The sequence below is a fragment of the Psychrobacillus sp. FSL K6-2836 genome, from assembly GCF_038003085.1.
Classification (GTDB): Bacteria; Bacillota; Bacilli; order Bacillales_A; family Planococcaceae; genus Psychrobacillus.
This window is the reverse complement of sequence record NZ_JBBOOM010000001.1, coordinates 2,506,034-2,530,707: the sequence shown is the minus strand read 5'-3', so window position 1 is coordinate 2,530,707 and position 24,674 is coordinate 2,506,034. Positions and strand designations below refer to the sequence as shown.

The 24,674-nt window shown below is 36.2% G+C and carries 33 protein-coding genes and 1 pseudogene; 8 read left to right on the top strand and 26 right to left on the bottom strand.

Annotation, left to right across the window (positions count from 1 at the left end; translation table 11 throughout):
• Window positions 1-6: 6 nt before the first annotated feature.
• From MKY37_RS12030 to MKY37_RS11985, 10 genes are all read right to left on the bottom strand, one after another.
• On the bottom strand, window positions 7-201 hold the full coding sequence (locus MKY37_RS12030; protein ID WP_340777345.1) for a hypothetical protein: 195 nt from the start codon (window positions 199-201) through the stop codon (window positions 7-9).
• Between the two features lie 60 nt (window positions 202-261).
• Entirely contained in the window at window positions 262-660 is a 399-nt protein-coding gene (locus tag MKY37_RS12025; RefSeq protein ID WP_340777341.1) for a DUF2512 family protein, read from the bottom strand.
• A 105-nt stretch (window positions 661-765) separates the two neighbouring features.
• Complete coding sequence (locus tag MKY37_RS12020) at window positions 766-1,704, bottom strand: cytochrome c oxidase assembly protein (protein ID WP_340777338.1); 939 nt, start codon at window positions 1,702-1,704, stop codon at window positions 766-768.
• A gap of 19 nt (window positions 1,705-1,723) precedes the next feature.
• Window positions 1,724-2,203: a DUF2243 domain-containing protein gene (locus tag MKY37_RS12015; RefSeq protein ID WP_445323041.1), complete on the bottom strand. Its 480-nt coding sequence runs from the start codon at window positions 2,201-2,203 to the stop codon at window positions 1,724-1,726.
• A gap of 205 nt (window positions 2,204-2,408) precedes the next feature.
• Window positions 2,409-3,455 carry a hypothetical protein gene (locus tag MKY37_RS12010; RefSeq protein WP_340777336.1) on the bottom strand — a complete coding sequence of 349 codons (1,047 nt, stop codon included), beginning with the start codon at window positions 3,453-3,455 and terminating at the stop codon, window positions 2,409-2,411.
• A 218-nt stretch (window positions 3,456-3,673) separates the two neighbouring features.
• Complete coding sequence (locus MKY37_RS12005) at window positions 3,674-4,375, bottom strand: hypothetical protein (RefSeq protein ID WP_340777334.1); 702 nt, start codon at window positions 4,373-4,375, stop codon at window positions 3,674-3,676.
• Between the two features lie 71 nt (window positions 4,376-4,446).
• Window positions 4,447-5,214, bottom strand: coding sequence for a hypothetical protein (locus tag MKY37_RS12000; protein WP_340777332.1), 768 nt, complete (start codon window positions 5,212-5,214; stop codon window positions 4,447-4,449).
• A gap of 41 nt (window positions 5,215-5,255) precedes the next feature.
• Complete coding sequence (locus tag MKY37_RS11995; protein ID WP_340777331.1) at window positions 5,256-5,681, bottom strand: hypothetical protein; 426 nt, start codon at window positions 5,679-5,681, stop codon at window positions 5,256-5,258.
• A 440-nt stretch (window positions 5,682-6,121) separates the two neighbouring features.
• Window positions 6,122-6,637 carry a GNAT family N-acetyltransferase gene (locus MKY37_RS11990; protein WP_340777329.1) on the bottom strand — a complete coding sequence of 172 codons (516 nt, stop codon included), beginning with the start codon at window positions 6,635-6,637 and terminating at the stop codon, window positions 6,122-6,124.
• Between the two features lie 32 nt (window positions 6,638-6,669).
• Complete coding sequence (locus tag MKY37_RS11985; protein ID WP_340777326.1) at window positions 6,670-7,416, bottom strand: MerR family transcriptional regulator; 747 nt, start codon at window positions 7,414-7,416, stop codon at window positions 6,670-6,672.
• A 91-nt stretch (window positions 7,417-7,507) separates the two neighbouring features.
• On the opposite strand from MKY37_RS11985, the gene MKY37_RS11980 reads away from it, so the two are divergent.
• Complete coding sequence (locus tag MKY37_RS11980; protein ID WP_340777324.1) at window positions 7,508-8,203, top strand: CPBP family intramembrane glutamic endopeptidase; 696 nt, start codon at window positions 7,508-7,510, stop codon at window positions 8,201-8,203.
• A 39-nt stretch (window positions 8,204-8,242) separates the two neighbouring features.
• On the opposite strand, the gene clpP is transcribed toward MKY37_RS11980, so the two are convergent.
• From clpP to MKY37_RS11935, 9 genes are all read right to left on the bottom strand, one after another.
• Window positions 8,243-8,818 (bottom strand): ATP-dependent Clp endopeptidase proteolytic subunit ClpP, encoded by a 576-nt coding sequence (clpP, locus tag MKY37_RS11975; protein WP_340777321.1) that lies wholly within the window; start codon window positions 8,816-8,818, stop codon window positions 8,243-8,245.
• Between the two features lie 14 nt (window positions 8,819-8,832).
• Window positions 8,833-9,648, bottom strand: coding sequence for an RNA polymerase sigma factor (locus MKY37_RS11970; RefSeq protein WP_340777318.1), 816 nt, complete (start codon window positions 9,646-9,648; stop codon window positions 8,833-8,835).
• 92 nt (window positions 9,649-9,740) lie between these two features.
• Window positions 9,741-10,298 (bottom strand): isochorismatase family protein, encoded by a 558-nt coding sequence (locus MKY37_RS11965; RefSeq protein ID WP_340777315.1) that lies wholly within the window; start codon window positions 10,296-10,298, stop codon window positions 9,741-9,743.
• Window positions 10,295-11,056 (bottom strand): hypothetical protein, encoded by a 762-nt coding sequence (locus MKY37_RS11960; protein WP_340777312.1) that lies wholly within the window; start codon window positions 11,054-11,056, stop codon window positions 10,295-10,297. The genes MKY37_RS11965 and MKY37_RS11960 overlap by 4 nt, the downstream gene beginning before the upstream one ends.
• A gap of 17 nt (window positions 11,057-11,073) precedes the next feature.
• The gene (locus MKY37_RS11955; protein WP_340777309.1) at window positions 11,074-11,418 is read right to left on the bottom strand and encodes a cytoplasmic protein; all 345 of its coding nucleotides are present in this window, start codon (window positions 11,416-11,418) and stop codon (window positions 11,074-11,076) included.
• 12 nt (window positions 11,419-11,430) lie between these two features.
• Window positions 11,431-12,216 carry a GNAT family N-acetyltransferase gene (locus tag MKY37_RS11950; RefSeq protein ID WP_340777307.1) on the bottom strand — a complete coding sequence of 262 codons (786 nt, stop codon included), beginning with the start codon at window positions 12,214-12,216 and terminating at the stop codon, window positions 11,431-11,433.
• Complete coding sequence (locus MKY37_RS11945; protein WP_340777305.1) at window positions 12,213-12,797, bottom strand: tetratricopeptide repeat protein; 585 nt, start codon at window positions 12,795-12,797, stop codon at window positions 12,213-12,215. Before MKY37_RS11945 ends, MKY37_RS11950 begins: the two co-directional genes overlap by 4 nt.
• The gene (locus MKY37_RS11940) at window positions 12,782-13,108 is read right to left on the bottom strand and encodes a GNAT family N-acetyltransferase (protein ID WP_340777303.1); all 327 of its coding nucleotides are present in this window, start codon (window positions 13,106-13,108) and stop codon (window positions 12,782-12,784) included. Before MKY37_RS11940 ends, MKY37_RS11945 begins: the two co-directional genes overlap by 16 nt.
• Window positions 13,084-13,281, bottom strand: a complete 198-nt coding sequence (locus MKY37_RS11935; RefSeq protein WP_340777301.1) for a hypothetical protein — start codon at window positions 13,279-13,281, stop codon at window positions 13,084-13,086. The genes MKY37_RS11940 and MKY37_RS11935 overlap by 25 nt, the downstream gene beginning before the upstream one ends.
• A 278-nt stretch (window positions 13,282-13,559) precedes the next feature.
• Here MKY37_RS11935 and MKY37_RS11930 point away from each other — a divergent pair, with 278 nt between their 5' ends.
• Window positions 13,560-13,850, top strand: a complete 291-nt coding sequence (locus MKY37_RS11930; protein WP_340777299.1) for a YiaA/YiaB family inner membrane protein — start codon at window positions 13,560-13,562, stop codon at window positions 13,848-13,850.
• A gap of 42 nt (window positions 13,851-13,892) precedes the next feature.
• On the opposite strand, the gene MKY37_RS11925 is transcribed toward MKY37_RS11930, so the two are convergent.
• Complete coding sequence (locus MKY37_RS11925) at window positions 13,893-14,432, bottom strand: histidine phosphatase family protein (RefSeq protein ID WP_340777297.1); 540 nt, start codon at window positions 14,430-14,432, stop codon at window positions 13,893-13,895.
• Between the two features lie 218 nt (window positions 14,433-14,650).
• Here MKY37_RS11925 and MKY37_RS11920 point away from each other — a divergent pair, with 218 nt between their 5' ends.
• The 4 genes and pseudogenes from MKY37_RS11920 to MKY37_RS11905 all read left to right on the top strand — a co-directional run.
• Window positions 14,651-15,196 carry a GNAT family N-acetyltransferase gene (locus MKY37_RS11920; protein WP_340777296.1) on the top strand — a complete coding sequence of 182 codons (546 nt, stop codon included), beginning with the start codon at window positions 14,651-14,653 and terminating at the stop codon, window positions 15,194-15,196.
• Between the two features lie 117 nt (window positions 15,197-15,313).
• The gene (locus MKY37_RS11915) at window positions 15,314-15,697 is read left to right on the top strand and encodes a potassium channel family protein (protein WP_340777294.1); all 384 of its coding nucleotides are present in this window, start codon (window positions 15,314-15,316) and stop codon (window positions 15,695-15,697) included.
• A gap of 131 nt (window positions 15,698-15,828) precedes the next feature.
• Window positions 15,829-16,605, top strand: a complete 777-nt coding sequence (locus MKY37_RS11910; RefSeq protein ID WP_340777292.1) for an ABC transporter substrate-binding protein — start codon at window positions 15,829-15,831, stop codon at window positions 16,603-16,605.
• 35 nt (window positions 16,606-16,640) lie between these two features.
• Window positions 16,641-16,775 (top strand): annotated as a pseudogene (locus MKY37_RS11905) (SAM-dependent methyltransferase); the annotation flags it as partial.
• 268 nt (window positions 16,776-17,043) lie between these two features.
• Here MKY37_RS11905 and MKY37_RS11900 read toward each other — a convergent pair.
• Window positions 17,044-17,349, bottom strand: a complete 306-nt coding sequence (locus tag MKY37_RS11900) for a DUF3817 domain-containing protein (protein ID WP_340777290.1) — start codon at window positions 17,347-17,349, stop codon at window positions 17,044-17,046.
• A gap of 26 nt (window positions 17,350-17,375) precedes the next feature.
• Entirely contained in the window at window positions 17,376-17,717 is a 342-nt protein-coding gene (locus tag MKY37_RS11895; RefSeq protein WP_340777288.1) for a zinc ribbon domain-containing protein YjdM, read from the bottom strand.
• 152 nt (window positions 17,718-17,869) lie between these two features.
• Between MKY37_RS11895 and MKY37_RS11890 the strand changes: the two genes are divergently transcribed.
• On the top strand, window positions 17,870-18,019 hold the full coding sequence (locus MKY37_RS11890; RefSeq protein ID WP_340777286.1) for a hypothetical protein: 150 nt from the start codon (window positions 17,870-17,872) through the stop codon (window positions 18,017-18,019).
• A gap of 292 nt (window positions 18,020-18,311) precedes the next feature.
• On the opposite strand, the gene MKY37_RS11885 is transcribed toward MKY37_RS11890, so the two are convergent.
• From MKY37_RS11885 to MKY37_RS11875, 3 genes are all read right to left on the bottom strand, one after another.
• Window positions 18,312-19,919, bottom strand: a complete 1,608-nt coding sequence (locus MKY37_RS11885) for a thiamine pyrophosphate-binding protein (RefSeq protein WP_340777284.1) — start codon at window positions 19,917-19,919, stop codon at window positions 18,312-18,314.
• A gap of 211 nt (window positions 19,920-20,130) precedes the next feature.
• The gene (locus MKY37_RS11880; RefSeq protein ID WP_340777283.1) at window positions 20,131-20,763 is read right to left on the bottom strand and encodes an FMN-dependent NADH-azoreductase; all 633 of its coding nucleotides are present in this window, start codon (window positions 20,761-20,763) and stop codon (window positions 20,131-20,133) included.
• A gap of 131 nt (window positions 20,764-20,894) precedes the next feature.
• On the bottom strand, window positions 20,895-22,046 hold the full coding sequence (locus MKY37_RS11875; RefSeq protein WP_340779915.1) for a 3-phenylpropionate MFS transporter: 1,152 nt from the start codon (window positions 22,044-22,046) through the stop codon (window positions 20,895-20,897).
• 98 nt (window positions 22,047-22,144) lie between these two features.
• Between MKY37_RS11875 and yeiL the strand changes: the two genes are divergently transcribed.
• Complete coding sequence (gene yeiL, locus MKY37_RS11870) at window positions 22,145-22,810, top strand: transcriptional regulator YeiL (protein ID WP_340777280.1); 666 nt, start codon at window positions 22,145-22,147, stop codon at window positions 22,808-22,810.
• 289 nt (window positions 22,811-23,099) lie between these two features.
• Here the strand turns inward: yeiL and MKY37_RS11865 are convergent, their stop codons facing one another.
• Window positions 23,100-24,350: an MFS transporter gene (locus MKY37_RS11865; protein ID WP_340779914.1), complete on the bottom strand. Its 1,251-nt coding sequence runs from the start codon at window positions 24,348-24,350 to the stop codon at window positions 23,100-23,102.
• Window positions 24,351-24,674: the final 324 nt, after the last annotated feature.

Here is a 24,674-nt window from a genome sequence, read left to right as displayed (position 1 = left end):
TAATTATTACTTAAAATTATTGTTATTGTTGTTATTACGGTTATTATTACGTTCATTTTGGTTGTTGTTTTTATTTTGTTCATTTTTGTTTTGCTCGTTTAAATTGTCAAAGTTGAAATCCTCACCGAACTCAGCTGGATTATTTTGATTGTTGTTATTACGATTATTGTTGTTATTATTTCGGTTATTATTGTTTCCCATGGCCGCTCACCTCCCTGACCATATTAGAATGGTCCGATGAAGGGATAATATACTTACTTCTTATTTATATTTTTTATTAGTGTTTTTTTCTTTTCCTTGATTAGCAATAGAATCCGTATCTATTTCCTCCGCAAATTCAGTTTGTAAGTTCGTCCGCTGGTAATACCCCGCTTTTTCTTCGGGGTTAGCTTTCCTCGGTTCGAATATATTTGTGTCCATATATCGATGTAAAAAGAGTTCTCCTACCATTAATAACAATGCAGATATAAAAGAAGCTGTCCCTAGAGCTATAGGTTGCTCATATATATAGGATCCCAGAAAGTAAATAACTGCATAAGCTATAACAAAATCGCCTATTGCTGCCCATACATTCCCTATTTTAGGTAATAAATAGACGTCTCCTACATATCCTACTACTGAGAGAACCACACTAGTAATGAGTATGTCTGTAAAAGACACGTCAAAAAAGATTCATAAAACAACCCATAACAACACAGTAATCATGACAAACTTCATTAAAAAGGCTTTCAAATACATTGGAAATCATCCCCTTCCATAAATGATTTATCTTTGTTTAGGTGGTGTATGTGCCTTGGATTGTTGCTTTGCAAACCATTCATTTATTTCACGATAACTCATGCCAGCATTTGCATTTAATCTTTTAACTTCTTCAATATCTGTTCCAACTACTGTAATTTTTTTAGTATTACTTATAATAAACCCATCCTTTCTATTACTGAATATAGGGCGACTTTTTTTGTACCATTGATAAAACAGTATAGAAACTAACCCTATCTCTACAGTATCTCCACCGTAGTACATAATCATGCTACCTAATTCTGCTTGATCTTTTGAAACCCCATTTGGAGGATTTGCATAAATATATTTAGATAAAATGGAATGACCTGCTAAAGCAAAAAGAAAGACGACTGTCCGGTATAAATAACTTTTTCTTAGTGGGGCTAAATCAACGTAAATAATAGAAATCGTAAATACATACCCAGCTAGAAAAACATGGACATGGATAATTACATATAGCAGCATATTCTCGTGCATCATAAGAAACAAATCAGTTGTGTAAAGTACACATAATCCACCTACGTTTAGTAAGGAAGCAATAATAGGATGCTGAACAAAATGCAAAGGACGACTGCGTAAAATTGTAGTCAACTTCCTTGCTTTATGTACACTAATCGTTCGCAGCAGAAGCGTTATTGGGGCACCTAACGCAATCAAAATTGGCGCCAACATACCAAGCAATATATGGCTAATCATATGGGCAGAAAAATCCGTGTGCGCCATATCTGCAATAGGACCAATTATAGCGAGCATTGCACATAGTACGCCAAAACTCCATGCAACAACTCGGTAAACTGGCCATGTTTTTTTCTTTCGATTGGACAGCCATACTGCCACAATATAAAAAAGGAATAACAATAAAAAAGGAATCGCTAGTGAAATCTGGAGAATATCTGCTGCTGAATAATGTTCATGGGTATGCATCGAATCTCTGTTCCTCCGTTCATGATTTTGTACGATAGATCAGAATAGCCCCAACAACAATCATAAAAGCAGCCAAAATATTCCATACTAAATCGTATGGAAGAATATCAACCTCGTAACGGATTTGATGCAAACCCATCCATTTATGTTGAATGATTCCGTCATAAAGTTGAAACACACCTGCCCCTAGAAGTATTCCGCCAATCCATCTCTTCAACCAAAATGCATGTCGTCTATGAAGATCTGCTAGTAGAAATGATGCTCCTATCGTAGCTATAAAGCTAAACGCATGAAAAATCCCATCCGACACCAGTCCAATATCCGTAGTGGATTTATCGTAAAAATGATGCCAGTGAAGAAGTTGATGAAAAACTACTTCATCTATAAATGCTACAATCCCTAGTCCAAACAAAATACCTGTCCACATATTCTGCTTTGCGTATGCTTTTTTATGAGGGTTTTGTTTGAGGTCAGAGGAAGTGCCTATGGAAGTCGTCATTTTTAACACCCTTTTTTAGATTAGCTTTTCCTTATAGGTGAGGATTTAAACTTCTACTCAATTGCTTTGCTTATTCCAAGATTGCCATTGTGCATGGTTAGTTTCTCTCGAGAGGTCATGAGTTCCCCCCAAAGTGCTCCGTAATGCCGATGAACGCCAAAACAGCAGCTGAAAATTTACAGCTGCTGTTTTAAAGTTATCTTCTTTACTTTAGGTTACCTACATACTTAAGACTATCTACCGATTGTTCATCAGCCTTGCCATCTAAAATATATTCGACATCTTGCAGTGTTTGAGAAAGTGAAACCTCTTGCCCAGTATGACCCGTAAAGGACTCTGCAACATAAAAAGGTTGCGTAAAATAGGCTTCTAAAAGTTCTCCACGTTCGTAGATTTCCAATTCATTATTTCGAATTTTATCTAACCCATGGACAACAACCAATGATCGAAGCTCCTTATAACGTCTTAGTAATTTCTGTGCTCTCTGTCTTAAGTTAAAGTGTCGTTGATCTACGTCCACTCCTTCCACAAGTGACGAAGTAGAAATAATAGGTTGAATAGCGGGATAGAGATGACGCGCTGCAAGGTCAGCATCCAATTGCCATACTGTTTCTAGAGGTCCAAAAGGTATATCCTCATCAACAACTTCTCCAGAAAGGTCCAAAAGAATGGTTGTAACGTTTTTAACTCCATCAGTGATCATTTTTTCTTGTAGATCTAATAACTGACCAGAAACCACATAACTCCTATCGGTTATCAACAGGATATCCCCAGAAATTTCCGACAACTTTGAAAATGTCTCTCCAATGGATTCAGTTAAATAATTCGCTAACCCAGTAATACCTTCTGTTTCAAGCTCATTGCGATGTTTTTGAGGCAATAAAAATACTGTCGTATAATCGCTATCCTTAAATCTGTGCATAAGTTCTGCAAGAATAACAAGCTGGCCCATTCCCGGTCGTGCAACTAAACCCGTTGTCCCCTCTTTCACTAATGGCGCAAAAAAGTCTAATGCTTTAATTTTGGTTTCAATCATATTCAACTTCTCCCCCCGTATGATTAATTCATCCACTGTGCAATTTGCTAAAGAAGCCAGTCCAACAAGGGTCCTAACCTCCGCTTTTCCCAAATCAATTTTCCCAGTACATAAATTTGAGACAGTCGCAGGTCTAATTCCTATTGATTTCGCTGCTGTAGTCAAATTAGGTACCTTTCTCCTTAGTAAGGCTACATTCAATCTTATATCTTCCACACTACCCCTCCTTCGTTACTTTTAATAGTAAATTAAATTACGTTTTAAAGCAACACTTTTTTCTCTTTAAAGTAATTATTTTTACTCCAAAATATAAAAACCAGGTAAATCAACAATATTAGTTGTTAATTTACCTGGTATTTTATTTTTAGAAAGTAGTATGATTCATCAGTGACAGAAAGTATTCATTGTAATTTTGAATTATTTAGAACAACAAACTATTCCGTTCCCGATACAACATCTGTCTCCATAGATTGGTTTACGAAAGGTTCTTCTCGCACAGGAGGTATCGATGTATCCTCTTCTTGATTCGGTGGTGTTTCTGTTTTCGGGATTACCTCAGTATCAGGTACTGGTTTCGTTTCCTCTATAGGAGCTGGCGGTGTTTCTGGAATCGGAGTTGCTTCCGGAACAACCACTGGAGCAGGTATCGGTGCTGCCTCAGGTATTGGTACAGGCATTAACTTTAACTGAGCGACTTGACCATCTAATTGCGCTTTTGCATTTTCTAAAATGATATCTATGTTTTTCATAATCGCAGCTTCTTGTTCACTATTATCAATGGTCATTCCTGCTTTTATGTTATTAGCATATTCTTGTAACGCTGCAATACGAGTTTGTTTTTGAGTAGCTGTGAACTCAGCAAGTTGTTCCTCGGCTAATTGCATTTCTGCTTTTAATTGTTCTTTTAATTGTCCCATTAACGCGTCTCTTTCAGTTGCAATCGCATAATCTATTTCTTTAATTGATTCATCTTGTTTTTTCGAGAACCAGTTTGCCATTAATAGTTGAACGTCTACATCTGCTAGAGCAGTTTTAACACTGCTTCCAAGGCTAACACTTAAAAATATTGCTCCAAGTATAATTAATAGTTTTCTTAAAGGGTGCATAGTTTTATATTTTTCTATTTTACTTAGCATGTCTTTTCCTCCAATCAGAAGAATAAGGGCCTCAAAATAGGAAGGCCCTTGTTTATTATTAAAACTATTTTTTAAATACCGTCAATAAGACCCTGCATTGCTGTTTTAGCAGCATTCTCTAATTCTAGAGCTTTAGTATCAATAGCCTCTTCTTGTTCTTGTATCGCAAAGTCTGTCATGAAAGTAACCCAAATACGAACTTCTCCAACTCTCGTATCAATTAAATCCTTAATTTCTTCCGTAGTATCATATGTTTGGTCATTTAACTGTGTTTGAAGTTCAGATTTTGCCGTCTCAATTGCAACCCGTAACTCTTCAAGAGCTTCATCTTTCTTCTTTGTAAGTTCAGTATTCAGTGTTTCAAGAGCTGCAGAACCTACTTCACCAGTATGTTCATACATCTTGTCTGAAGCTTTTTTTGAATACTCTGTCCCAGCATCATAAATTTTGTCCTCAGCATTTTCAAGGATTGTTGCAAATTGACTTGTCATATAACCTTCAATCTCTACTTTTTTCGTGTCAATCGAACCAATGTGTTTATCAAGTTCATTATCAATGTTTGTGATCGCCGTTAAACTGGATGATTCTTTACTTCCGTTAATATCATTAGTAGCCCCTTGTTTTAATGTATTAAACTCTGCCTTTAATACTTCTTTTTGTTCGTTAGCATAAATTTGAACATCTGATTTCATATCTGCTTTAGCAGTAGTAAATTGAGACTTAAACCAAGTTTGCAAATTTGTTCCTGCATCGGATGCCCCGAAAGCTACTCCTGCTCCTGCGAATAGTGTTACTGCTACTGTTCCTGCGATTACTTTTCCCTTAACTGTTTTCAACATATGAATATCCCCTTATAATATAGTTTTTTTATGAATGAGTCCTACTTACCAAAAACTTCTATTAACACTTCATCAATATCTTGATCAATTTCTTTTTCTATTGCTTCATTGTCAATATAGTCACCGATTTTTTCTTCCTTTAACTCAAAAACTGCATCGTCTAATTGGCTTTTAACTTCCTGTTGATACTCTTCGATACCTGCCTTTGAATCTTTTATCTGATATTCAATTATCTCTTGAATAGTAGTTTGATAACTTTCTAATGTTTCCAATATAAAAGTATTTACTTCTTCAAAGGTTTTTTCTACTTTATCTAAAGCAACTTTTCCTTCACTCTCCTTTTGGAACGATTGATCATACCATTTAGAAAGGGAGTTTCGTGGCAAGCCACTGGCATAAATGGTACTGGATCCTAGTAGAACAAAAAATACTAAAATAATTCCTACAACTTTTTTCAGCGTTAGCACCCCTTTAACGTCGCCCCAAGAATACTGTTCATTCTTATAAACTTATATACCTAAAAATTTAGAAATAAGTACCTCCTTATAGTTAATTAGTTTATATTTCCTTCTGGTTCTCCTTCATGGATAATTAGTTAGTGATAGAAGATTAACATAATTATACTTTAGCTAAATTTGCGGGAAACGGATTCTTCATAACTTCTATTTTTTCTACAAACATAGTCATAAACTCTACAGTTGCGACTTACTGTGAGGGCATAAAGTTACATATAAATTCTTTTTTTCATTAAAATACAACTAAATAATCAAGTCTATTTACTCACTAAAATAAAAAAAATGCATACAAACACTTGTATGCATTTCCTTTTACCTATATAAAATTGATATCTTCCTACTCACTAAAAAAATCAATCTCTATGATTAGGTTATCTATTATTGATTCTACATTAAAAAGATTCTAATTCCTTATAATATATATTAGTACCATGCAATTCTCCGCTTACTGATTTTGCATAGTTAGGAATTTTCCCAGCTTTTATATAGCCTAAATTATTATATAAATGGTTTGAAGGATCACCTTCCCTTGTATCTAGAACTAATAACGACTTTTTCTCTTTCACAGCAATCTCTTCTGCTTTTTCTATCAGAAGACGACCAACGCCTTTTCGGCGATAATGTGGATGGGTCATCAGCTTGGCTATCTCTGCCCTGTGAAGTCCGTTCGGCTTAGTGCATATATGTAACTGGATACTACCGATGATTCGATTGTTTAGTTTAGCAACAAATAAAAATACATTTGGGCTCAACACTTCTTCCCAGTATTTCATCGCATCCACTAACTCCAATGGCGGTAAGAAACCAATAGATCCCCCATCTCCTACCACTTGTATAAGCAGCTCTGAAAGTTCCTCAGAATGTTCACTTATAGAAGTTAACCGCTCAATCTCTAACTCATTAAACACAACTATCACCCCGTAATTTATTTATTACTAAATTATTTCGACGTAGAAACAGAAATACCTTTACTCGCTTCTTCTATAAACTGAAGTATTTCCTGGCGAACAGGATAGAGACCTAACGCTTCGGATGCATCTTCTGATTTTCGAACTTCCCAGAATTTATCGGCCAGATCTTCATTAGCAAATGTAGTACTCGATAAGATGTGGATATCTTCTGCTATAATTTTTCCTTCTGGAGAATTCGGTGATTTCCCTTCTGCCAAACAAATTTCTATTCGTTTCATAAGATTGATCCATTTCACTATGTCATTTGGATCTGCTTCTAATTTCGGCAAGCTAGACTTTAAAGTTGCTCTTTCCTCTTCATCAAATATTTTCTTCCATACATCTTCCTTACTATATGTTTGATGTTGTTGGAAAAGCGGTACTAATTCTTCCCACCTAAGTGTCCCTTCTAGCTTCATAATATTGAGTAAAGTGTTTGTATGCTCAAGGGATTTCTGTAATTGTTGTATATCTGTCTTTAGTCGTTCTTGGTGCAACTGAAGTATGTTAGCAGTGGAAACTCGCTCGATAATCTGCTGTATATCCTTTAGCGGAAGCGAAGCTGCTTTTAACAAAGTAATCTTTTCGAGTAATAATAGGTCGTCTTCAGAATAAAGCCGTTTACCACTTTCGTGAATCATCGTTGGTTTAAGTAAATTTATTTGATCGTAATACCGAATAGTACGAACAGAGATATGAAGTTTTTTTGATACCTCTCCTGTAGTGTAGTTAACCAAATTCATCCCCCCAGATAAAATGTCTTGCAGGTAACGTTACGTCACCACTTATTCTAAAAATAACATATTTAGTTATTGGAGGAATTATAAAATGAAAGAATTTTCTTTTAAATCGATGTATTGGTCTTGGAAAGAACTCGTACTACTGTTATTGATCACCTTCCTATTTGTCCCTATTGTTATGGAGAACCTGTTACAGGAAGCTTTATACGTTTTGTTTGAAGACAGTCTTTATGCAGGCACGTTAACAGGACTTTTTATGGCTATAATTTTTACTGTAGGAGTTTCTGTCATTGCATTGAGACCACATAACCTCTCATGGCGAGCTGTCGGCTTCAACAATTTCCAAACCTCATATTGGAAGTCTATTGTATTTTGGACTGGATTTTTAATAGTAATTAGTTTAGTAATCGTTATTTTAATGGAGCTCCTTGGTGGGACTACAGAAAATACAAAGACAGAAAGCCTACAAAATAATATGGGAATCTGGTCAATTATCATCGCTTTCGTCTCAGCTGCTATCATTTCTCCTGTTTATGAGGAGATTTTCTATCGAGGCTTTCTTTATAGATGGTTTAGAGTCAAGTGGGGGGTGCAAGCTGGGATATTACTAAGTTCTTTTGTATTCACACTTGTACATATTCCTACCTATAATGCCTTGCCAATCAATTTCCTTTCAGGTGCTATATTTTCTTGGACGTATGAAAAAACTAAATCTATATATCCTGGAATGATTATACACGCTGTCTTTAATGGCATTGCTGTAGTCTTAACTGCCATAGGTTAAAAAAACTCCTCACCAAGTAGGGTGAAGAGTTTTATATCGTTATACAATTTGATCGATAATGCCGTAACTCATTGCTTCTTCTGCTGTCATGAAATAATCACGATCGGAGTCTTTGGCTATTTTTTCAACGCTTTGACCTGTTCGTTCTGAAAAAATACGATTAATCCTTTCTTTCATCAGAAGTATACGTCTAGCACTGATTTCAATATCACTCGCTTGGCCTTGTGCTCCTCCGAGTGGTTGATGGATCATAATTTCACTGTTTGGCAAGGCAAAACGTTTACCTTTTGCACCTGCAACTAATATGGTTGCACCAAACGAGGCAGCCATTCCCGTACAAATCGTACGGACATCTGGTTTAATGATTTGCATCGTATCATAAATCGCAAATCCGGAACTTACCGAACCTCCTGGACTATTGATATATAAAGAAATATCCTTTTCGGGATCATCTGCTTCTAAAAATAACAGCTGAGCCACGATATTATTTGCAACGACGTCATTGATTTCGGATCCAAGGAAAATAATGCGATCCTTCAATAGTCTCGAATAAATATCATAAGAACGCTCTCCATGTCCTGTTTGCTCTACAACATATGGAATAAGATTAGACATTTTCTTTCTCCTTTCTATGCTATAGCTAAAAGCTCCTCTTCTTTCCAAAAAGTAAACTGAGATAATAACCTAGCTACTTCTGGTTGATAGAACGGAACAATTAGCACTTCGCCATTTTTCTGTAGGAATGAGATTAGCACATAAGAAGAGTTACCCTGTACGTAAGACTGAACGATAGAGTGGCTTTTGGAAACAGGAGCTCTTTTTCCGCTTCGCATATACGGTTGTTGCTGATTATTCTGGTAAACACGAATAACGGCATTCGGATCGCCACTGCTCCATGCCTGTAAATAAGACATAGTCGTTTCGTCTTCAACATCATATTGAAAGGATTCATTGTATCTTCGCCTTGCATTTTTCCTAGCCCTATTAAGAGCAGCTTTAATAGAACCTTCACTAACCGAAAGTAAGCTCGCAGTTTCTTTCGATGAGTAGCCAAAACCCATGATAAGTAATACCACTATCCTTTGTTTTGCAGACAGTTCATGTAGTAATGCATAGATTTTTGTAAATAACTCTTCTGAAGGTCCCTCTTGATAGTTATAATTGGACATGTCTTGGTGCAGATTTTCATCTATTTTTCGTTTACGATGTTTGTCGATCCAAGCATTGGAGGCTATTCGAAACAAATAGGACTTTGTCATTTGCTTAGGCATTTTCATCCAGCTAATATATGCTTTTTCTATCGTCTCCTGCATTAAGTCTTCTCCATCCCATTTAGTACGCGTTAGGGATAAACAATACTTTCTTAAACTGTGCATAAAAGGCTTAATAGCCAGCTCAAATTCCTCATTCAATTCATTCGGAGTTTTTTCAACAAGCGGCCGCATGTTTACCCCTCCTTCAAATTTGTCTTTCACTTATATAAACGGAAAAATAGACTGAAAAGGTACGCTCACCAAAAATATTTTTAACATATCACTTATCGATGCGTATCATGTTCTGGCTGAAACAAATCCTCGGCAGTATTTCTAACCATTGAAAAATTATCTACATTATAATGTCCATGTAGTATTATATTATGGTGATTAATGATTTGCTCTGCTGTAAGAACTGATGAACCTGTTGTTGAATGTCCATCTCCAACTAACGTTACATCCAATTGTGATACGGTTGCAGTGCGTACTGCCGTATCTATGCAATGCTCCGTTTTGCAGCCCATAATAACTACATGCTTAACATCCTGATCCTCTAAAAATTCTTTTAAACCTGTTCCATAAAATGAGTTAGTTGCAGCTTTATCGAATGTCTTTGAGTCTGTTGGTATAGTAATATCCCTGTGTACCTGGAACCCTTCACCTTTTCCTTCTGCCACATCTGTATCCCTAACAAAAACTACCAAAGCTTCTGATTCAGTAGCTTTTGTAATTACTAAATTAATATTTTCAATTAGCTGTTCTTTTTGAAATACACTCCCCTCCTGGTCATTCCCTTCTATTAACTCCTGTTGTGCATCAATGATTAATAATGCTTGTTTCATAACAACACCTCTTCTGATTTTTTTAAAATATCTTCAAAATACTGGACTAATGAAGTTTCTCTTCCTTCTTTATGCCACTCTTTATACAGCTTAAATACACTAGGTATATCCCCATTCATCTTTTCAACAAGTAATTTAACCTTTAGATAACTTCTCCAATAATCAAACATAATACTTGAAAGTGACCCCTGGTAAGACATCGAACCGAAATCATCCAAATCATTCTCACCATAGTCTTCTGTAAAAATGTTAACTAACTCTAGTTCAATAGCAGTTATTTCTTCAAATTGTTCTTCAGTTAAACAATACTTTCTAGGCAAATAAAAGCACATTCCTTCTTCAAACCAAATACTATCATGTCGGTCATCCTCAAATTCATCTACGAACAAGTCAATATGATGCGTTAGTTCATGGGCCAGAATGACAAATAATTGATCATTACTAAAGTTTTCATAAAAACTTTGAATATGGGGCATGACCTTACCATCCAATTGAGAGACCAATAGGTTTTGCCACTCTTTCAAAATCGGGGACATATAAATGAAATCTTCTCTTGTGAATGCTGGTATTGGTATAGTCGAAAATGTAGTAGTTGCCAGCTCCCCCTTTGTCCAGAGTACTCCCTTAGGAATAGTCGCCAATTCAAAATTCTGTTCCAATATTTGCTGATAACTTTTTAGTTTTGCCATTAATTCTTTTGTAATATTTTCATATTTAACGGCTTCCTCGGAGGTCTCAAATGCTAAGATACTTTTCATGTTACTATCACCTCTATCTAACCTATATTGACTGTACAACTTAAAGCTTCATTTTTAACTTCTACAAAGAATGTTTGTTGTACATACTCTTTTCCACCATGCTCGTCATACCAATTTTTCACACGGGCTACATGTTCTTGGTCGCATCTTATGTTGGACTCAATTCTCACATAATCCTCGTAGCTATCGTATTCCCATATAGCAAATACTTCCACATTATTTTCTTTTGCATCAAGCATCCATCTTCCAACTAATCGAGAACCGTTCTTTAGCTGATTTGGTAAATTAATTTCATTGAAAAGTCTATTAAAGTTTTCCACAAAAACCTCTTTTACAATATAAAACTTTCTTCTATAAAACATGTAATCCCCCCCTTAAAATTTGCTCCATATTGCTTTTGTATAGGCAAGTTTAAGTCCTGCTCGTTTCATATTTCGATGACTTCCACTTCCGTATGCAGCCTCACTAGTTATATACCGTGCTCCTTTTTCCATTGCTATTTCAATCCGCTTTTGAAGCAATTCAGACTGTACTCCCATATTCCGATAACTGGGTAAAGTTGCAGCCGCCGCTAAAGTTGCGAGTTCTCCTTGCACATATAGAACCGCAATTCCGACTGGAACCTCTTGCTTATATGCAACGTAAAATTCCCAGCCCGGAACTTCAAATAGAACTTCATTGTTTTGCTTGATCCCATCTTGAATAAAAGCGAGAAGCCCGAATGCAGCTACGTAAATCGAAGCAAATAAATCAAATTCATCTTTCTTTAGAGACCGAATTTCTAGAGAGGGCGGTATGCTCCTCTTTAGGTCTTTAATTTCTCCTATAAAAGATGCATGAAAGCCAGACTGATACAACCCCAGCTCAGCTAGTTTTCTAAATAACAGTTCGGAACTGTTCGGAGGAGCAATCTCGACACGAAAATTAATCGAAAGATTCTCATAGAAACGAAAGATTTCTTCTATATGTAAGAGATCTTGTTCATTCAATCCTCGAACCGTATTAAAGGCTGGACCTGGAATATGTTTAACAGCAAAAGCATGGGTTATGCCTTTTACTAACTGGTGGACCCCCATAGGATTCCCCTGGATTGATTGAATTGCATTTAATCTAGAGGTTAAAGTTTGTATTTCTGAATGCTCTAGTATATTTAAGTTCATTCTAATCCCCCATGATGTTTAACAAAATTTAATGCCTTTTGTGTTGAATCGATAAGTGATTCATCTCCTTTTCGTACTCTTAGATCCATTGCTTTTTGGAAACACTCATACGCCTCACTTATTTCTTCTAGCTCTAATAGACATTTCCCTTTGTGCTGATAAGCAAAGTCTAAAAGCTGTGAATGTTCCTGCTTACATTGATTTATCACAGCATTAAATATACTCAGAGCCTGCTGGTATTGGTCTGCATATTTCAACGCTTCTCCCAGGCGAATCAGATTACTTATCTGTTTATTCCCTTCACTTAATTCAACTGCTTTAGACAGTACTTCAATCGCAGGTTTCATTTCTCCTTTTATACGATACAAGTTTCCTATAGTGCCATATAGAAATATTAACTCCTCTGTTTGAGATCGATTGGTACCTTCGAAAATTGCTTTCTCAAAATCCCTTATTACCTTTTGTAATGCAACCTCATCGGAGCATTTTTCCCGCAGAAAATCATTTTCGTCAAAATAAATGAATGACTGTAGCGACAAGAACTCTTTTTTTAAATCATCTATTTTCAAGATATCATCCATTCCATTAAAAAGTGATCATCTTCTAAACTTTTCACAATTCGAAAACCACATTTTTCGTAGCATTTTATAGCCTGTAAATTTGTACTTTTAACATCTAGAACCACCTTAGAAACACCATTCTTCGAACTCAAGCACCCTAACAAACCACTAATCATCTGAGTTCCTATCCCTTTACCCCATAATTCTGTTTCTCCGATAAATTGGTCAATTCCATAGATAGACTCTTCCACCGAATAACCGTACATTTCCAATTGATCTTTAGGGGTTCTATAATATTGTATATAGCCTATCGGTTTATCTTTATATTCCACGATGCAGGGTAATGCTCTTTGTTGATTCTCGGACCATACTTAGCAATCACTTCTTCTAATGTAAGCCTTGGACCGTAATAATCTATGACCAAATCATCATTTAGCCATTTTGCCATGTAAGGATAGTCGCTTTCGCTCATAGCTCTAATATTCAACTCATCTGTTTGAATCATATTCTCTCCACCTTTATTTGCCATAAAAATTTGTAATATCCGAATGGATATAAAAATCCTTCATGAGTGATTCCCCATCATCAACTCTACGGTAATTTAGCGGATTGGTACTACTGCATGACAAGCACAGAAAACAAAACACCTTTTTGGATAAAGACACTTTGATACTCCTTACTTTACAAATATATTATTTTTTGAATATTTCACATCTTCATTCATTTCTGATAGAATAATATACATACAATAGTAGTGAAAACCAATCTAAAGGGGATTATGACATGAATCAAAAAAAGTACCGCAGAAGAAATACGATGGCGTTTACGGTACTCGCTTACTTTACGTTATTTGCCGGTGTGTTCATGTTCAGCATTGGTCTTTATAATGCAGACAATTTGCAGCTAAATGAAAAAGGATATTATATTGCAGTCATGATTTTAGTCGCAGTTGGAGCAATCCTTACCCAAAAAGTTACACGAGATAACGCTGAGGATAACGATATTATTGCTGAGCAAGAACAAGAACGACAAATGAGCGGTAACCGAATTCCACCTAGCACGAAAGAATTATAATAATTAAGTCTTAAATCCTGTCATTATATACACAGGATTTTTTTATTGTTCCATTCTGTTTATACTTATCATGCCATTATCTTGCTCTAGCGCAAAAATATCTGGGTTTTTCATCTGTTGCCATTGAGCAAATCCAAACGTTGGATCATAGTGATTAATGAGCAAGGACAATATATTTCCATGAGAAACGATTGCAACGTGCTCCATTTGCTCATTTTCGAAAACCTCATCCAACACTTTTCTTATACGTGTTAATGCGTGATTACTAGACTCTCCACCTAAAAATATTAAATCTCTCTCTATAAATGTTCTTTCCAGTTGTTCTAACCAATCCTCCATAGGATCAGAACTAAGCACCCGTTCTTGTAAATTTTCATCTATTATAATAGGGATTCTTTTACTTTCCGAAAATGGCTTAATTGTTTGCAGCGCTCTTTTATATGGACTGGAAATAATATGGTCGATGCGAAATTTCTCTAAAATAGGAACCAGCTCTAAAGCATTTTCTTTTCCTTCGTTAGTTAACCCCGCCAATGGCTCTTGTCCTGTTGCTTTACAATGCCTGATTAGATAAATAGTCATCCTCTCACCTCACTACTTTAAATTCGCCATTTCTACTTTTATTCCTGTTAAATATATGAATTTTCCGAACTATTATATATACTTAATTTAAATAACTATAAAGGAGTGGTCAATATGAACAACGTTCTACAGGTGATTGAGAAGTAAAGGATAATTTTCCATCTCTTTTCAATCCAATAAACCTATAAAAAAACTACGGAATGAAAAGAGGAATAATTTTGTATCAAGACAAAGAATTAGTTATCAGACCTATTAAACACGAAGATTTAACTCGACTATGGGAATTAATGTGCAAGGATGAAAAGCCAGAGTGGAAAAAGTGGGATGCCCCCTACTATGAATATAAATCAGTACCATATGACAAATTTATGGAGAAGGCTGATTCATATATTGATCGTGAAGACTTCTGGGGAATCGAAGTAGATGGTGTGCTAAGAGGAATTGTTTCTTATTATTGGGAGCATGAACCTTCCAGATGGTTGGAAATGGGCATTGGATTTCATGAAGCTGGTAGCTGGGGAAAAGGTTTAGGTACCCGCGCACTAAGCCTTTGGATGAATCACTTATTTACTACTTTACCTCTTGTTCGAGTTGGATATACAACTTGGTCAGGTAACCAGCGGATGATCCGGGTTGGCGAAAAACTGGGAATGACGATGGAAGCACGTATCCGTAAAGTACGTTATTATAATGGGCATTACTATGATTCGATTCGGATGGGGATATTACGAGAAGAATGGGAAAGCTTTACACACAACAGTTAATCCAATTTGTGTCGTGTCGTACAATCTAATAAGGAATCTCTATACTTATTCTAAGTAGAGTGGGACATTTATTGATATACTACATAAATACAAATCTAATATGTAGGTGAAATTAGTATGTTGTCCTTTGTGTTAACTGTAAAAAGATTTCTAGAAGCTTTAGTGAAGTCTTTTAAAAATCCTATGTTCTTGTCTCTCTTTACTACTTTATTTCTTATAATTCTTTCTGGTACCCTCTTCTACACGAAAAAAGAAGGATGGGGTGTCCTAGACGCCATATACTTCTGCGTTGTAAGTCTAATCCCAACTGGTGTGAATACAAACTTATCACCTACCACCGATTTAGGTAAAATATTCACAATGCTTTACCTGGTTGTAGGTACAGGAGTGATGTTTATTACATTACTCACTTTAGGGAAAACAATGATCAATACAAATGCTTTAGAAGAAAGAAAAACAGAGAGACAAAAGAAATTGAATGAGGACAAGAAGAAAAAATAATTATGCAAGCTCGAAAACCAGGAGTGTCTAATGGACCTCCTTGGTTTTTATTTATTTTATCGAAATGTAAAGGAGAATTCTTTACCTTCAACGAACTAAATACATAATGGAATTATTAAAGGAGGAGTATGATGACACACGAAGTAACGGATCACCTTGGTAGAAAAGCAGTTCTTCCTAAGTCGCCTAAACGTATTGTTTCCATATGCCCCGCTATTACAGAAACACTTTTCTCTCTAGGCTTGGAGAAGAAAATTGTAGGGAGGACGAAATATTGTATCTTTCCTAAAGACATAGTTGACCAAGTACCGATTGTTGGTGGAACAAAAGAGGTCATTCTTGAAAAAGTAAAAGAGCTTCAACCAGATCTCATCCTGGCAGAGAAAGAGGAAAATACGGAAGAAATGGTACTGGAGCTTGAAAAAATAGCACCCGTTTTTGTATTAGAGGTAAAATCCATACAAGATGCATATAGATTTATCACTACACTAGGTGAGGTTACTAAAACTGAAGATGCTGCAAGCCTTCTTTTAGCTTCCTCCCAAAAATCTTTTCAAACTATTGAAAGTAAAAAGAATGGAAAAGCTGCATATGTTATTTGGCGAAAACCTTATATGGTTGTAGGTGGTTCTACTTATATAAATGATGTGCTAAATACAATGGGCTTTCAAAACCCTTTCACAAATGAAGAGTCAAGATATCCTGCGGTGACAAAAGAGCAGCTTGCAAATGCCCAGCTCGATAAACTGTTACTTGCCTCTGAACCATTTCCGTTTAAAGAAAAGCATCTAGCTGAGTTCCAAGCATTTCTCCCTCATACGGAAATAATTTTAGTTGATGGCGAAATGTTTTGGTACGGCTCCAGAATGCTAGTGGCTGGAGAGTATTTAGCTAAAATTAGTGAGTAACTAAAGTTTTTAAAAAGATGAATACCAATTGTTAAAGAAATATTAAGGATATACCAGCACTTGGTATAGGGTGTGGTAAAAATACAAAGGTTTTTATTGTAAATGGACTAAATGTTACAGGTATTGAGATTTCAAAAACAGCGATTGATTTGCGAGGCAAAATGGGCTTGATATAAGAAAGATTTGAAATACGAGACTGGGACAGAAGTAGAAATTTTATTGGATAAAGAGAAACCTTTACTAAATAATGGATATTTAATAAAATTGATTGAAATGGAGGGGCGACTCCTACGGGAATAGCGTGACGCCTGAGACTACAGGCTCAGGCCACGCCCGTGGAAAGCGTCCCTGGAATGGAAATCAATTTTGTGCACAGCAAAAAAAAAAGCATTTTTCTCAAGAGAAAATGCTGTTTTGGGGTTCTGTCCCAACCTCATTTTAGTTTTGGAAACGCGGTTCCATCTTTTTTAATTGCCAGTCATAGAGAAAATTGCCGAAAGGAATAAATGCTACTGCTAAAGCTAACATAGACCAAATAATATTCCATCTTAATCGTATTTGTGCATATAAAATAACAAGCACATACGCCACAAAGATAAAACCATGGACAGAGCCAGCAATCGTAACTGCCATTGGTATATCCATCCAATACTTAAGTGGCATTGCTATAAATAGAAGGATTACTAGGGATATACCATCTAAAATGCCTGCGATCCTTAATTGTCCAAGTGTTGTTTTAATCATATAATATTACACCTACAATTCTTTTTTTAAATCTTTTTCACGAATTCCGATTTTAGTTTCATCGCACCGAACCCATCAATTTTGCAGTCGATGTTATGATCTCCTTCTACTAAACGGATGCTTTTTACTTTAGTACCTTGTTTTAACGTAGAAGAACTTCCTTTTACCTTTAAATCTTTAATGACCGTTACTGCATCTCCGTCATTTAAGACATTTCCATTTGAGTCTTTTACAATTTGTTGTTCCTCATTACTATCACTTAATGCCTGCTGTGACCATTCGTGTGCACATTCTGGACAGACAAGGTTACTTCCATCTTCATATGTATATGCTGAATTACATTTTGGACAATTTGGTAATGCCTCCATATATTATTCCTCCATTCACTTATTAGTCTCCATTCTAATGTATTGCTAGTCTCCATTCAACTACTTGACTACTCTATTTGTGTCTAGATGTTTACCACATTCTTCCGATGGGTACCTAATCTATAAGACAATAACGGTAGGAGTGAACTAAAATGGAGGAAGAAAAACGTGTAGAAGTACATCGCGAGGAAAGAACCGATTCCGGAATGGTTGGCGCTACTTTCATCAAATACGTTGCATATTTAATCATATTCTTTGGTGTCCTTTGGTTCTTAATCTCATATGTATTCCCAATGTTTTAACTCGAAAAGTCGAAGCACCTATGTGAGCCCCGACAACGTTCTTCTGCGACTAGCTTGCGCAAGAGCACATGTTTTACTGCGACGAGCTTTGCGCAGGAGCAAGCGTTGGAAAAATGACGGTAAAGGCGTCCTTTTCCTTTATCCGACATTCTCGCAGGGCTAGGCGCTGGACGCTGGAGTTAGACACCAACAAAAGCGATATCCCCATTCCAATTTCAATGGAGATATCGCTTTTTTATGAGGAATAGTTATTACTAACCTGCATGCTTATTTCAACCTAACCTGATGCCATTTATTCCGTTTCTGGAAAGAACGCTTGAGCAGTTAGTATATTAACTAAAGTTGGTCCCCCTGTTCCAATTGCGTTTTGGATAGTAGATTCTAACTCTTCCTCTACTTCGACTCCAAATGCTGTCCAACCACATGCCTCTGCTACCTTTACAAAATCAGGATTTGTTAGTTTAGTTCCTACTTCCTTTAAACCTGCAGCTTGAATTTTGTCGCTTTCCATTTGTAAAGAGCCATTATTAAACACAAAAACTGTAATATCTAAATTGTAACGAGTGGCAGTCAAAAGGTCTGCAAGCACCATTTCGAGACCACCATCTCCAACGATAGCAACGACTTGTTTATCTGGTTTCTCCATTTTAGCTGCGATTGCTGCTGGTAACCCAAACCCCATAGAGCGCCAATAACCAGAAAACAGCATGGTTTGCTTGCTTTGACGGAAATTACGATTCATCCATACCGTTACATCTCCGGTATCTATTGCTAGTATGGCGTCTTCCGCAACTGATCTCTCTAACGCTCGAACAATACGTGAAGGATGTAGTGGGTAATCGTTATTTTCCCCTTCCTGTTCGTTCTCATTGGCCCATTTTGTTTTTATTTGTTCGATACGATTAAGCCATTCGTTATTCGGCTCATATCCATCGATAAATTCCTGTAGTAGTGGAACGACTTGCTCTGTTTTGCCTTTAATAGCTAGTTCTACAGGAATACCACTTGTAGCACTTTCTATATGTGTATCAATTTGAATAATTCTAGCCTTTTTAGGAACATAACCTTCCGGCCACCAGGATACACCTGCAAGAAGTATAACATCGGCCTCTTTAAAAACTTCTGAAGTATGTGGATTTCCTCCTTCACCAATTCCTTGGAGAAGATACGGTGTTGCTTCCTCAAAAAGCCCTTTCCCACCGAAGCTCGTAATAATACCAGCTCCCCATATCTTAGATAAACTCACGATTGCCTCCGTAGCTTTCTGAGCTCCTGCACCAGCTAAAATCATTGGGAGCTTTGCCGTTTTCATCAGGGTAGCTACTTCTGTCAAATCATCCCTTTGGAACGTCTCTGCTCCCTCGATTACTTTAGGAAGCGGTCGAGCCTTTACCTGAGTTTCTTTTTCAAATAAATCCTTTGGAATAGATATATGCGTAACAGCACGTTGTTGCAATGAAATTTGAGTAGCTTTTTGTAGTAATTCAACAACTGCATCTTCACTTGCTAAATTTGCCGAGTAACTAGCAAATGGCTTAAAAAGCTCTTGCTGGTCTACATATTGCTGAAAGTCTGTTCCAATTTTATTTAATGGTGCTTGACCTGTCAGTGCTAGTACCGGTGCCTTATCCGCATAGGCATCTCCTAACCCGTTGAGAAGGTTCGTTGCTCCTGGACCCATCGTAGACGTACAAACAGCAAGTTTTCCGGTCAGCTTTGCCTCAGCAGAAGCCATAAATGCTGCAACTGATTCATGTTTCACTGCAATAAATTCAATCTTATCCTGTTTAGCTAATGCATCCAATAGTCCAATGATTGTATCTCCCGTGACACCATAAATACGCTTAACTCCATAGTGAGACAGCTGATCCAATATTACTTCAGCAACTGTTTTTCCCATTACTAACCTCTCCTTTATATTCCATATATATAAAAGATGCCCTTAATCCTTATGATATAAACTTTTTTATAAGGAATTGGGAAGTATGATTATCCAGTTTTCCTAGATAGTTTAAGTTGAATTGTTATTGAACAATTCGATTGTAGAATTCAAAATAGAAAAAGCGTTCATAAAGTCTTGGGAAAGACTCCATGAACGCCTATTAATATTTTTATACTAATTGTTTAGAAAGTTTTGCAGCAGCAGCTTTAACTTTTTCTAAACCTTCTGCAACGATTGCATCTGCTTGTGCAGGCATCGCATTATGTCCTTCGATTATTACTTCATCTACGATTTGCATACCGAAAACGCCACCTAATACATTTTTCATGTAGTTAACTGCCATTTCCATTGGTGCTGCTTCTGGTGAAGAATAAATACCACCACGAGCATTTAAGATAACTGCTTTTTTGTCAGTTAATAATTGTACTGCTTGACCATTTTCATCATATTTGAAAGAGAAGCCAGCTTGGTAAATATAGTCGATAAATACTTGTAATGGTGCTGGAATCGTTAAGTTCCATAACGGGAATGCAAATACTACTACATCAGCAGCAGTTATAGCGTCCATTGCTTTTTGTTTAGCAGCGATTAAACGAGCTTCTAATTCTGTTAACTCTAATCCATCTGATAATTTACCGAATGCATTAAAAAGGTCTTGTCCGATAAAAGGCATGTCTTCTGCAAACACATCATAAGTTGTTACGTTTGCACCTTCTAAATTTTCCATAAATGTATCGTACATTCTGCTAGAAATACCTTCTGCAGAAGGGCGGTTGTTTGCTTTAACTACTAAAATATTCACTTTAAATTCCTCCAATGTTTATAATAACATCTGTAATGCTAACAGATTTTTTAGTAGACTTGCAATTACTTTGAATTCGAAATGAATATTATTATTATATTAGTTCACTATTTCTTCACAATTTCATTAGCTTAGTAATTTAACCTTCTACGTGTGGCAAGAATAATAATGATTGCCGGAATAGTACATAAAACCATTCCTAGAAAAGATAAACCTGGTTGGATTTCATATAGATATCCCCCAGCGAATGTTAGAACAGCTGTGCTTAAACTTAAAGCCAATCCCGAATAAATACCCTGCGCATTGGCAATTTGGTGTTTCGGTAAGGATGAATTTAAATAACGGATGAAAGCAATATGCGCCATCCCAAAAGACAGAGCGTGCAATGCCTGTGAAACAATAAAAATACCGACATTTGGGAACATAAAGATTAAGACCCAGCGTAGTGTAGATCCGATCCCAGCTAATAAGAGTAACGAGGAAGGTCTCCATTTAGCTAAAAAGCTATCTGCCTTCAAAAAATACAAAACCTCAAAAAGTACGGCAATGTTAATAATCATTCCAATATAAAACGAATTCACTTGCAATTCTTGTAAATAGATATATCCATAATTGTAATAGGCCGCATGAGCACCCTGTAGTAAAAATACGATAACCAATACAACAGGAAATGTTTTGACCTTCCATAATTCCTTCATCGATAGCTTTTCTTTTCTATCTTCTACAGTTGGTTTCGTAAGTAAAATAGCCGGAGTTGGCATACATAGCTTCATCAATAAAATAACTAATCCAACAAGCATACTCCATAGAATTGCTTGCTCTCCCCAAAATCCAGTTAAAATACTAATAATTAAAACCGCAATAACAAATCCGATTGATCCATAGGAACGACTTTTTCCATAATGAATCTTTGCCTGTTGCACAAGTGCAGAGGCACTACTTTCAATTGCAGGAAGTAAGGTTGGATACACTAAACTGAATAATAAAGTAATAATAAGTAGCACTATGCTAGATTTTGCAGGAATATACAAAATCGTTGCGAGTAGGGACAGTATAGTTAAACTGAGTATTATTTTTTTATTACTCATATATTTGGACATAAAAGGAAAAACAAACATGGTGGAGGCTGCACGGGCGATTAAGCCAAAAGCCATAATCATACTCGCATCAGCAACGGTTAAATTTTTATCATTCACTAACCAACCAGTCCAGTAAGGTAAAAAGATTCCCCAAGTGAAAAAGAAAGTGAAAAAACTTTGGGAAAGCCAGCGTTGATTGTTAATCATTTACAACTACCTCCATTCGCTAGATTGAATGATAGCATGAGTCAAATTATAATAATAGGAGATATCTCATATATTTGAGAGGAGGAAGATCAAATATGAATACACTAGATAGAATAGAACAAGCATATTATTTAGAAAACTATGCATTTCAGTCATTTTTTTCTTTTGACATTTCTCCCTTTGTTCAGGTATTTCAATTCAACAAAGGTGATTTTATCGTTCAAGAAGGTGCAGAACCTGAATATCTTTTTTATATGGTGGAAGGCAAGGCAAAGCTCTATGTAACCCATAAAAACGGAAAGGTTTCATTGATAAACTTTTTAACTTCACCAATATTTATGGGAGAAATCGAAATGCTAAATGAAGAAAAGTATTCGAAAAGCATTCAAACTAGCTCAAAATCCATTTGTATTGGAATCGCAATAGAAAAATGCAAAGAAAAATTATTAGCAGATGCTCATTTTCTAAGGTATTTATGTGTATTTTTAAGCAATAAGTCGACGGTGCATTCTGCAAAATATACAAAGCATCAAGCGTATCCATTGGAAAACAAACTAGCTGAATTTATACTTTTGTCCTCACACCAGAACATGTACAAGGAAAAGCATACGGAAATTAGTGAATACTTTGGCGTATCATACCGCCACTTACTTCATACATTTGCTCAATTATCTGAAGCAGGGATTATAGAAAAAATGAAAATGGGCTACAAAATATTAGATAGAGAAAAGCTTCAGGCATTAGCAGACGAGATAAAATAAATTGTATCTTCAATTAGATGTTTTTTTATTCCCAATAATTGAAATTGAATTCTGGCATAAAATACTGAGATATGTGGTAGTTAGATTGGGTTATGTGGCGGTTAGATCGGGTTATGTGGTAGTTAGATTGGGTTATGTGGCGACTATTAGTTTATGTGGTGGATGGTCGAACTTTTGTGGTAGTTAAATGAGGTTATGTGGAGGTTAGTCAAACTCTTATAAAACTTAGTTGCATACTAAAAAAACACCTTGAAACGATTTACTAGCCGTCCCAAGGTGTTCATATATATTATGAAGTTAAATCAGCTGACTCTTGAACAACAACAGGTTCTCCTGCTTTTAATAGAACTTTATTTTTCCCTAATAACAGTCCCAATATTAACATGAGAATTCCTGTTCCTAGTAAAATCCATTCTACTCTCACGATATCTGCCATAGGTCCAAAGATGAGCATCCCTATCGGCATCATGGAAGTCGCGATCATTCCAAACACACCAAATATTCTACCAAGGTAATCACCTTCAACTCGCTCCTGGATTAAAACTGTAGTTGGTGTATTAAACACTGGCATAGACACCCCGAATATCGCCATGAATAGTAAGTAAGCCCAAAAGATAGGCATAATTCCTAGTGCAATCGTACAAATACCCATAACAATACTAGCAAGTGTCATTGTATGCACTTTGTTGGTAAAACCACCCCACGAAGCAATAATTGCCCCACCTGCCATCATCCCAATAGAAAAGGCAATTTCAATGGCAGTTAATCGCCATACATCATCTCCAAAGCTACGCGTCACTTGTAGTGGAGTTAAAAATGCGGCTGGCGCCATCAAAATGAAAAATAACGCAAAAAACAAAAAGAATTTTTTTAGAAAGGCATGCTTATTAATATATGTTAACCCTTCTTTAAAATCAGCGAGATAACTAGTCGTTTGTTCCATAGATGCCTTCGCATGTGCTGGAATTTTCAAAAATACGAGCAAAGTGGCAATTGCTAAAGCTGCAGTGACAACATCTACAAAGAAAATCATTTCTAATGTAGTCATCGTTAGCAATGCTGCACTCACCATAGGAGACACAAACATAATAATTGCTTGTATACTACCGTTAGTTCCGCTTACCTTCGTAAGTTTATCCTCCGGAACAATTTGTGGCAAAATAGCCCCAACTGCTGGACCTTGAATACCTGTTCCTATCGCTCGAACAGCTGCCATAGCAAACAGGAGCCAAATAGCATCGTATCCCATTAAAAAGACAATTGCCATTACGAGAGTTGCAGTAGCAATCAGACCATCCGATAAGATAATGAGCATCTTTCGATTGTAGCGATCTGCCCAAACTCCTGCAAATGGAGATAAAATAAAGGTTGGGATGAATCCACAGAGTATAAACAGTGTCATCATCATTCCTGACTTTGTAGTAAGTGTTACATGCCACATAATCGCATATTGGACCAATGAGGAACCAAAAAGCGATATCGTTTGGCTACTTAAAAAGATAATAATATTCCTTTTCCAATTTTCATATTCCGTATTCATTTTCTTCACGACCTTTTCTTATATATTTCTGCTTGAAAAGTAAATGGTAAGGTCTTTTTGCTCGAATCGAAAAAGGTTAAGTATATAACTATTTTTAGACAACAAAAAAGAGGGTAGATTCCCCCTCTTTTTGATAAACGTAAAATAAAGTTTTCCCAAAAGACAGACTAATCCCATTTACTCCACACTAACGCAGAGTCCTTGATCCTATTCAATTAACGGTTCAAAGTTTGGATTCTAAGTCTCATAGATGCTGTCAAAAGGAAAACCTCCATTTCTTTTAAGTGAATTTCATTTTACCATAGGTTTTTTTACTATTCAACA

Bases quoted from the DNA above. Each gene is read 5' to 3' on its own strand.
- MKY37_RS12030 (WP_340777345.1), bottom strand. From the start codon at position 201: ATGGGAAACAATAATAACCGAAATAATAACAACAATAATCGTAATAAC.
- MKY37_RS12020 (WP_340777338.1), bottom strand. From the start codon at position 1,704: ATGCATACCCATGAACATTATTCAGCAGCAGATATTCTCCAGATTTCA.
- MKY37_RS12015 (WP_445323041.1), bottom strand. From the start codon at position 2,203: ATGACGACTTCCATAGGCACTTCCTCTGACCTCAAACAAAACCCTCAT.
- MKY37_RS12005 (WP_340777334.1), bottom strand. From the start codon at position 4,375: ATGCTAAGTAAAATAGAAAAATATAAAACTATGCACCCTTTAAGAAAA.
- MKY37_RS12000 (WP_340777332.1), bottom strand. From the start codon at position 5,214: ATGTTGAAAACAGTTAAGGGAAAAGTAATCGCAGGAACAGTAGCAGTA.
- MKY37_RS11980 (WP_340777324.1), top strand. From the start codon at position 7,508: ATGAAAGAATTTTCTTTTAAATCGATGTATTGGTCTTGGAAAGAACTC.
- clpP (WP_340777321.1), bottom strand. From the start codon at position 8,818: ATGTCTAATCTTATTCCATATGTTGTAGAGCAAACAGGACATGGAGAG.
- MKY37_RS11970 (WP_340777318.1), bottom strand. From the start codon at position 9,648: ATGCGGCCGCTTGTTGAAAAAACTCCGAATGAATTGAATGAGGAATTT.
- MKY37_RS11965 (WP_340777315.1), bottom strand. From the start codon at position 10,298: ATGAAACAAGCATTATTAATCATTGATGCACAACAGGAGTTAATAGAA.
- MKY37_RS11960 (WP_340777312.1), bottom strand. From the start codon at position 11,056: ATGAAAAGTATCTTAGCATTTGAGACCTCCGAGGAAGCCGTTAAATAT.
- MKY37_RS11955 (WP_340777309.1), bottom strand. From the start codon at position 11,418: ATGTTTTATAGAAGAAAGTTTTATATTGTAAAAGAGGTTTTTGTGGAA.
- MKY37_RS11950 (WP_340777307.1), bottom strand. From the start codon at position 12,216: ATGAACTTAAATATACTAGAGCATTCAGAAATACAAACTTTAACCTCT.
- MKY37_RS11945 (WP_340777305.1), bottom strand. From the start codon at position 12,797: ATGGATGATATCTTGAAAATAGATGATTTAAAAAAAGAGTTCTTGTCG.
- MKY37_RS11935 (WP_340777301.1), bottom strand. From the start codon at position 13,281: ATGATTCAAACAGATGAGTTGAATATTAGAGCTATGAGCGAAAGCGAC.
- MKY37_RS11930 (WP_340777299.1), top strand. From the start codon at position 13,560: ATGAATCAAAAAAAGTACCGCAGAAGAAATACGATGGCGTTTACGGTA.
- MKY37_RS11925 (WP_340777297.1), bottom strand. From the start codon at position 14,432: ATGACTATTTATCTAATCAGGCATTGTAAAGCAACAGGACAAGAGCCA.
- MKY37_RS11915 (WP_340777294.1), top strand. From the start codon at position 15,314: ATGTTGTCCTTTGTGTTAACTGTAAAAAGATTTCTAGAAGCTTTAGTG.
- MKY37_RS11910 (WP_340777292.1), top strand. From the start codon at position 15,829: ATGACACACGAAGTAACGGATCACCTTGGTAGAAAAGCAGTTCTTCCT.
- MKY37_RS11900 (WP_340777290.1), bottom strand. From the start codon at position 17,349: ATGATTAAAACAACACTTGGACAATTAAGGATCGCAGGCATTTTAGAT.
- MKY37_RS11895 (WP_340777288.1), bottom strand. From the start codon at position 17,717: ATGGAGGCATTACCAAATTGTCCAAAATGTAATTCAGCATATACATAT.
- MKY37_RS11890 (WP_340777286.1), top strand. From the start codon at position 17,870: ATGGAGGAAGAAAAACGTGTAGAAGTACATCGCGAGGAAAGAACCGAT.
- MKY37_RS11885 (WP_340777284.1), bottom strand. From the start codon at position 19,919: ATGGGAAAAACAGTTGCTGAAGTAATATTGGATCAGCTGTCTCACTAT.
- yeiL (WP_340777280.1), top strand. From the start codon at position 22,145: ATGAATACACTAGATAGAATAGAACAAGCATATTATTTAGAAAACTAT.
- MKY37_RS11865 (WP_340779914.1), bottom strand. From the start codon at position 24,350: ATGAATACGGAATATGAAAATTGGAAAAGGAATATTATTATCTTTTTA.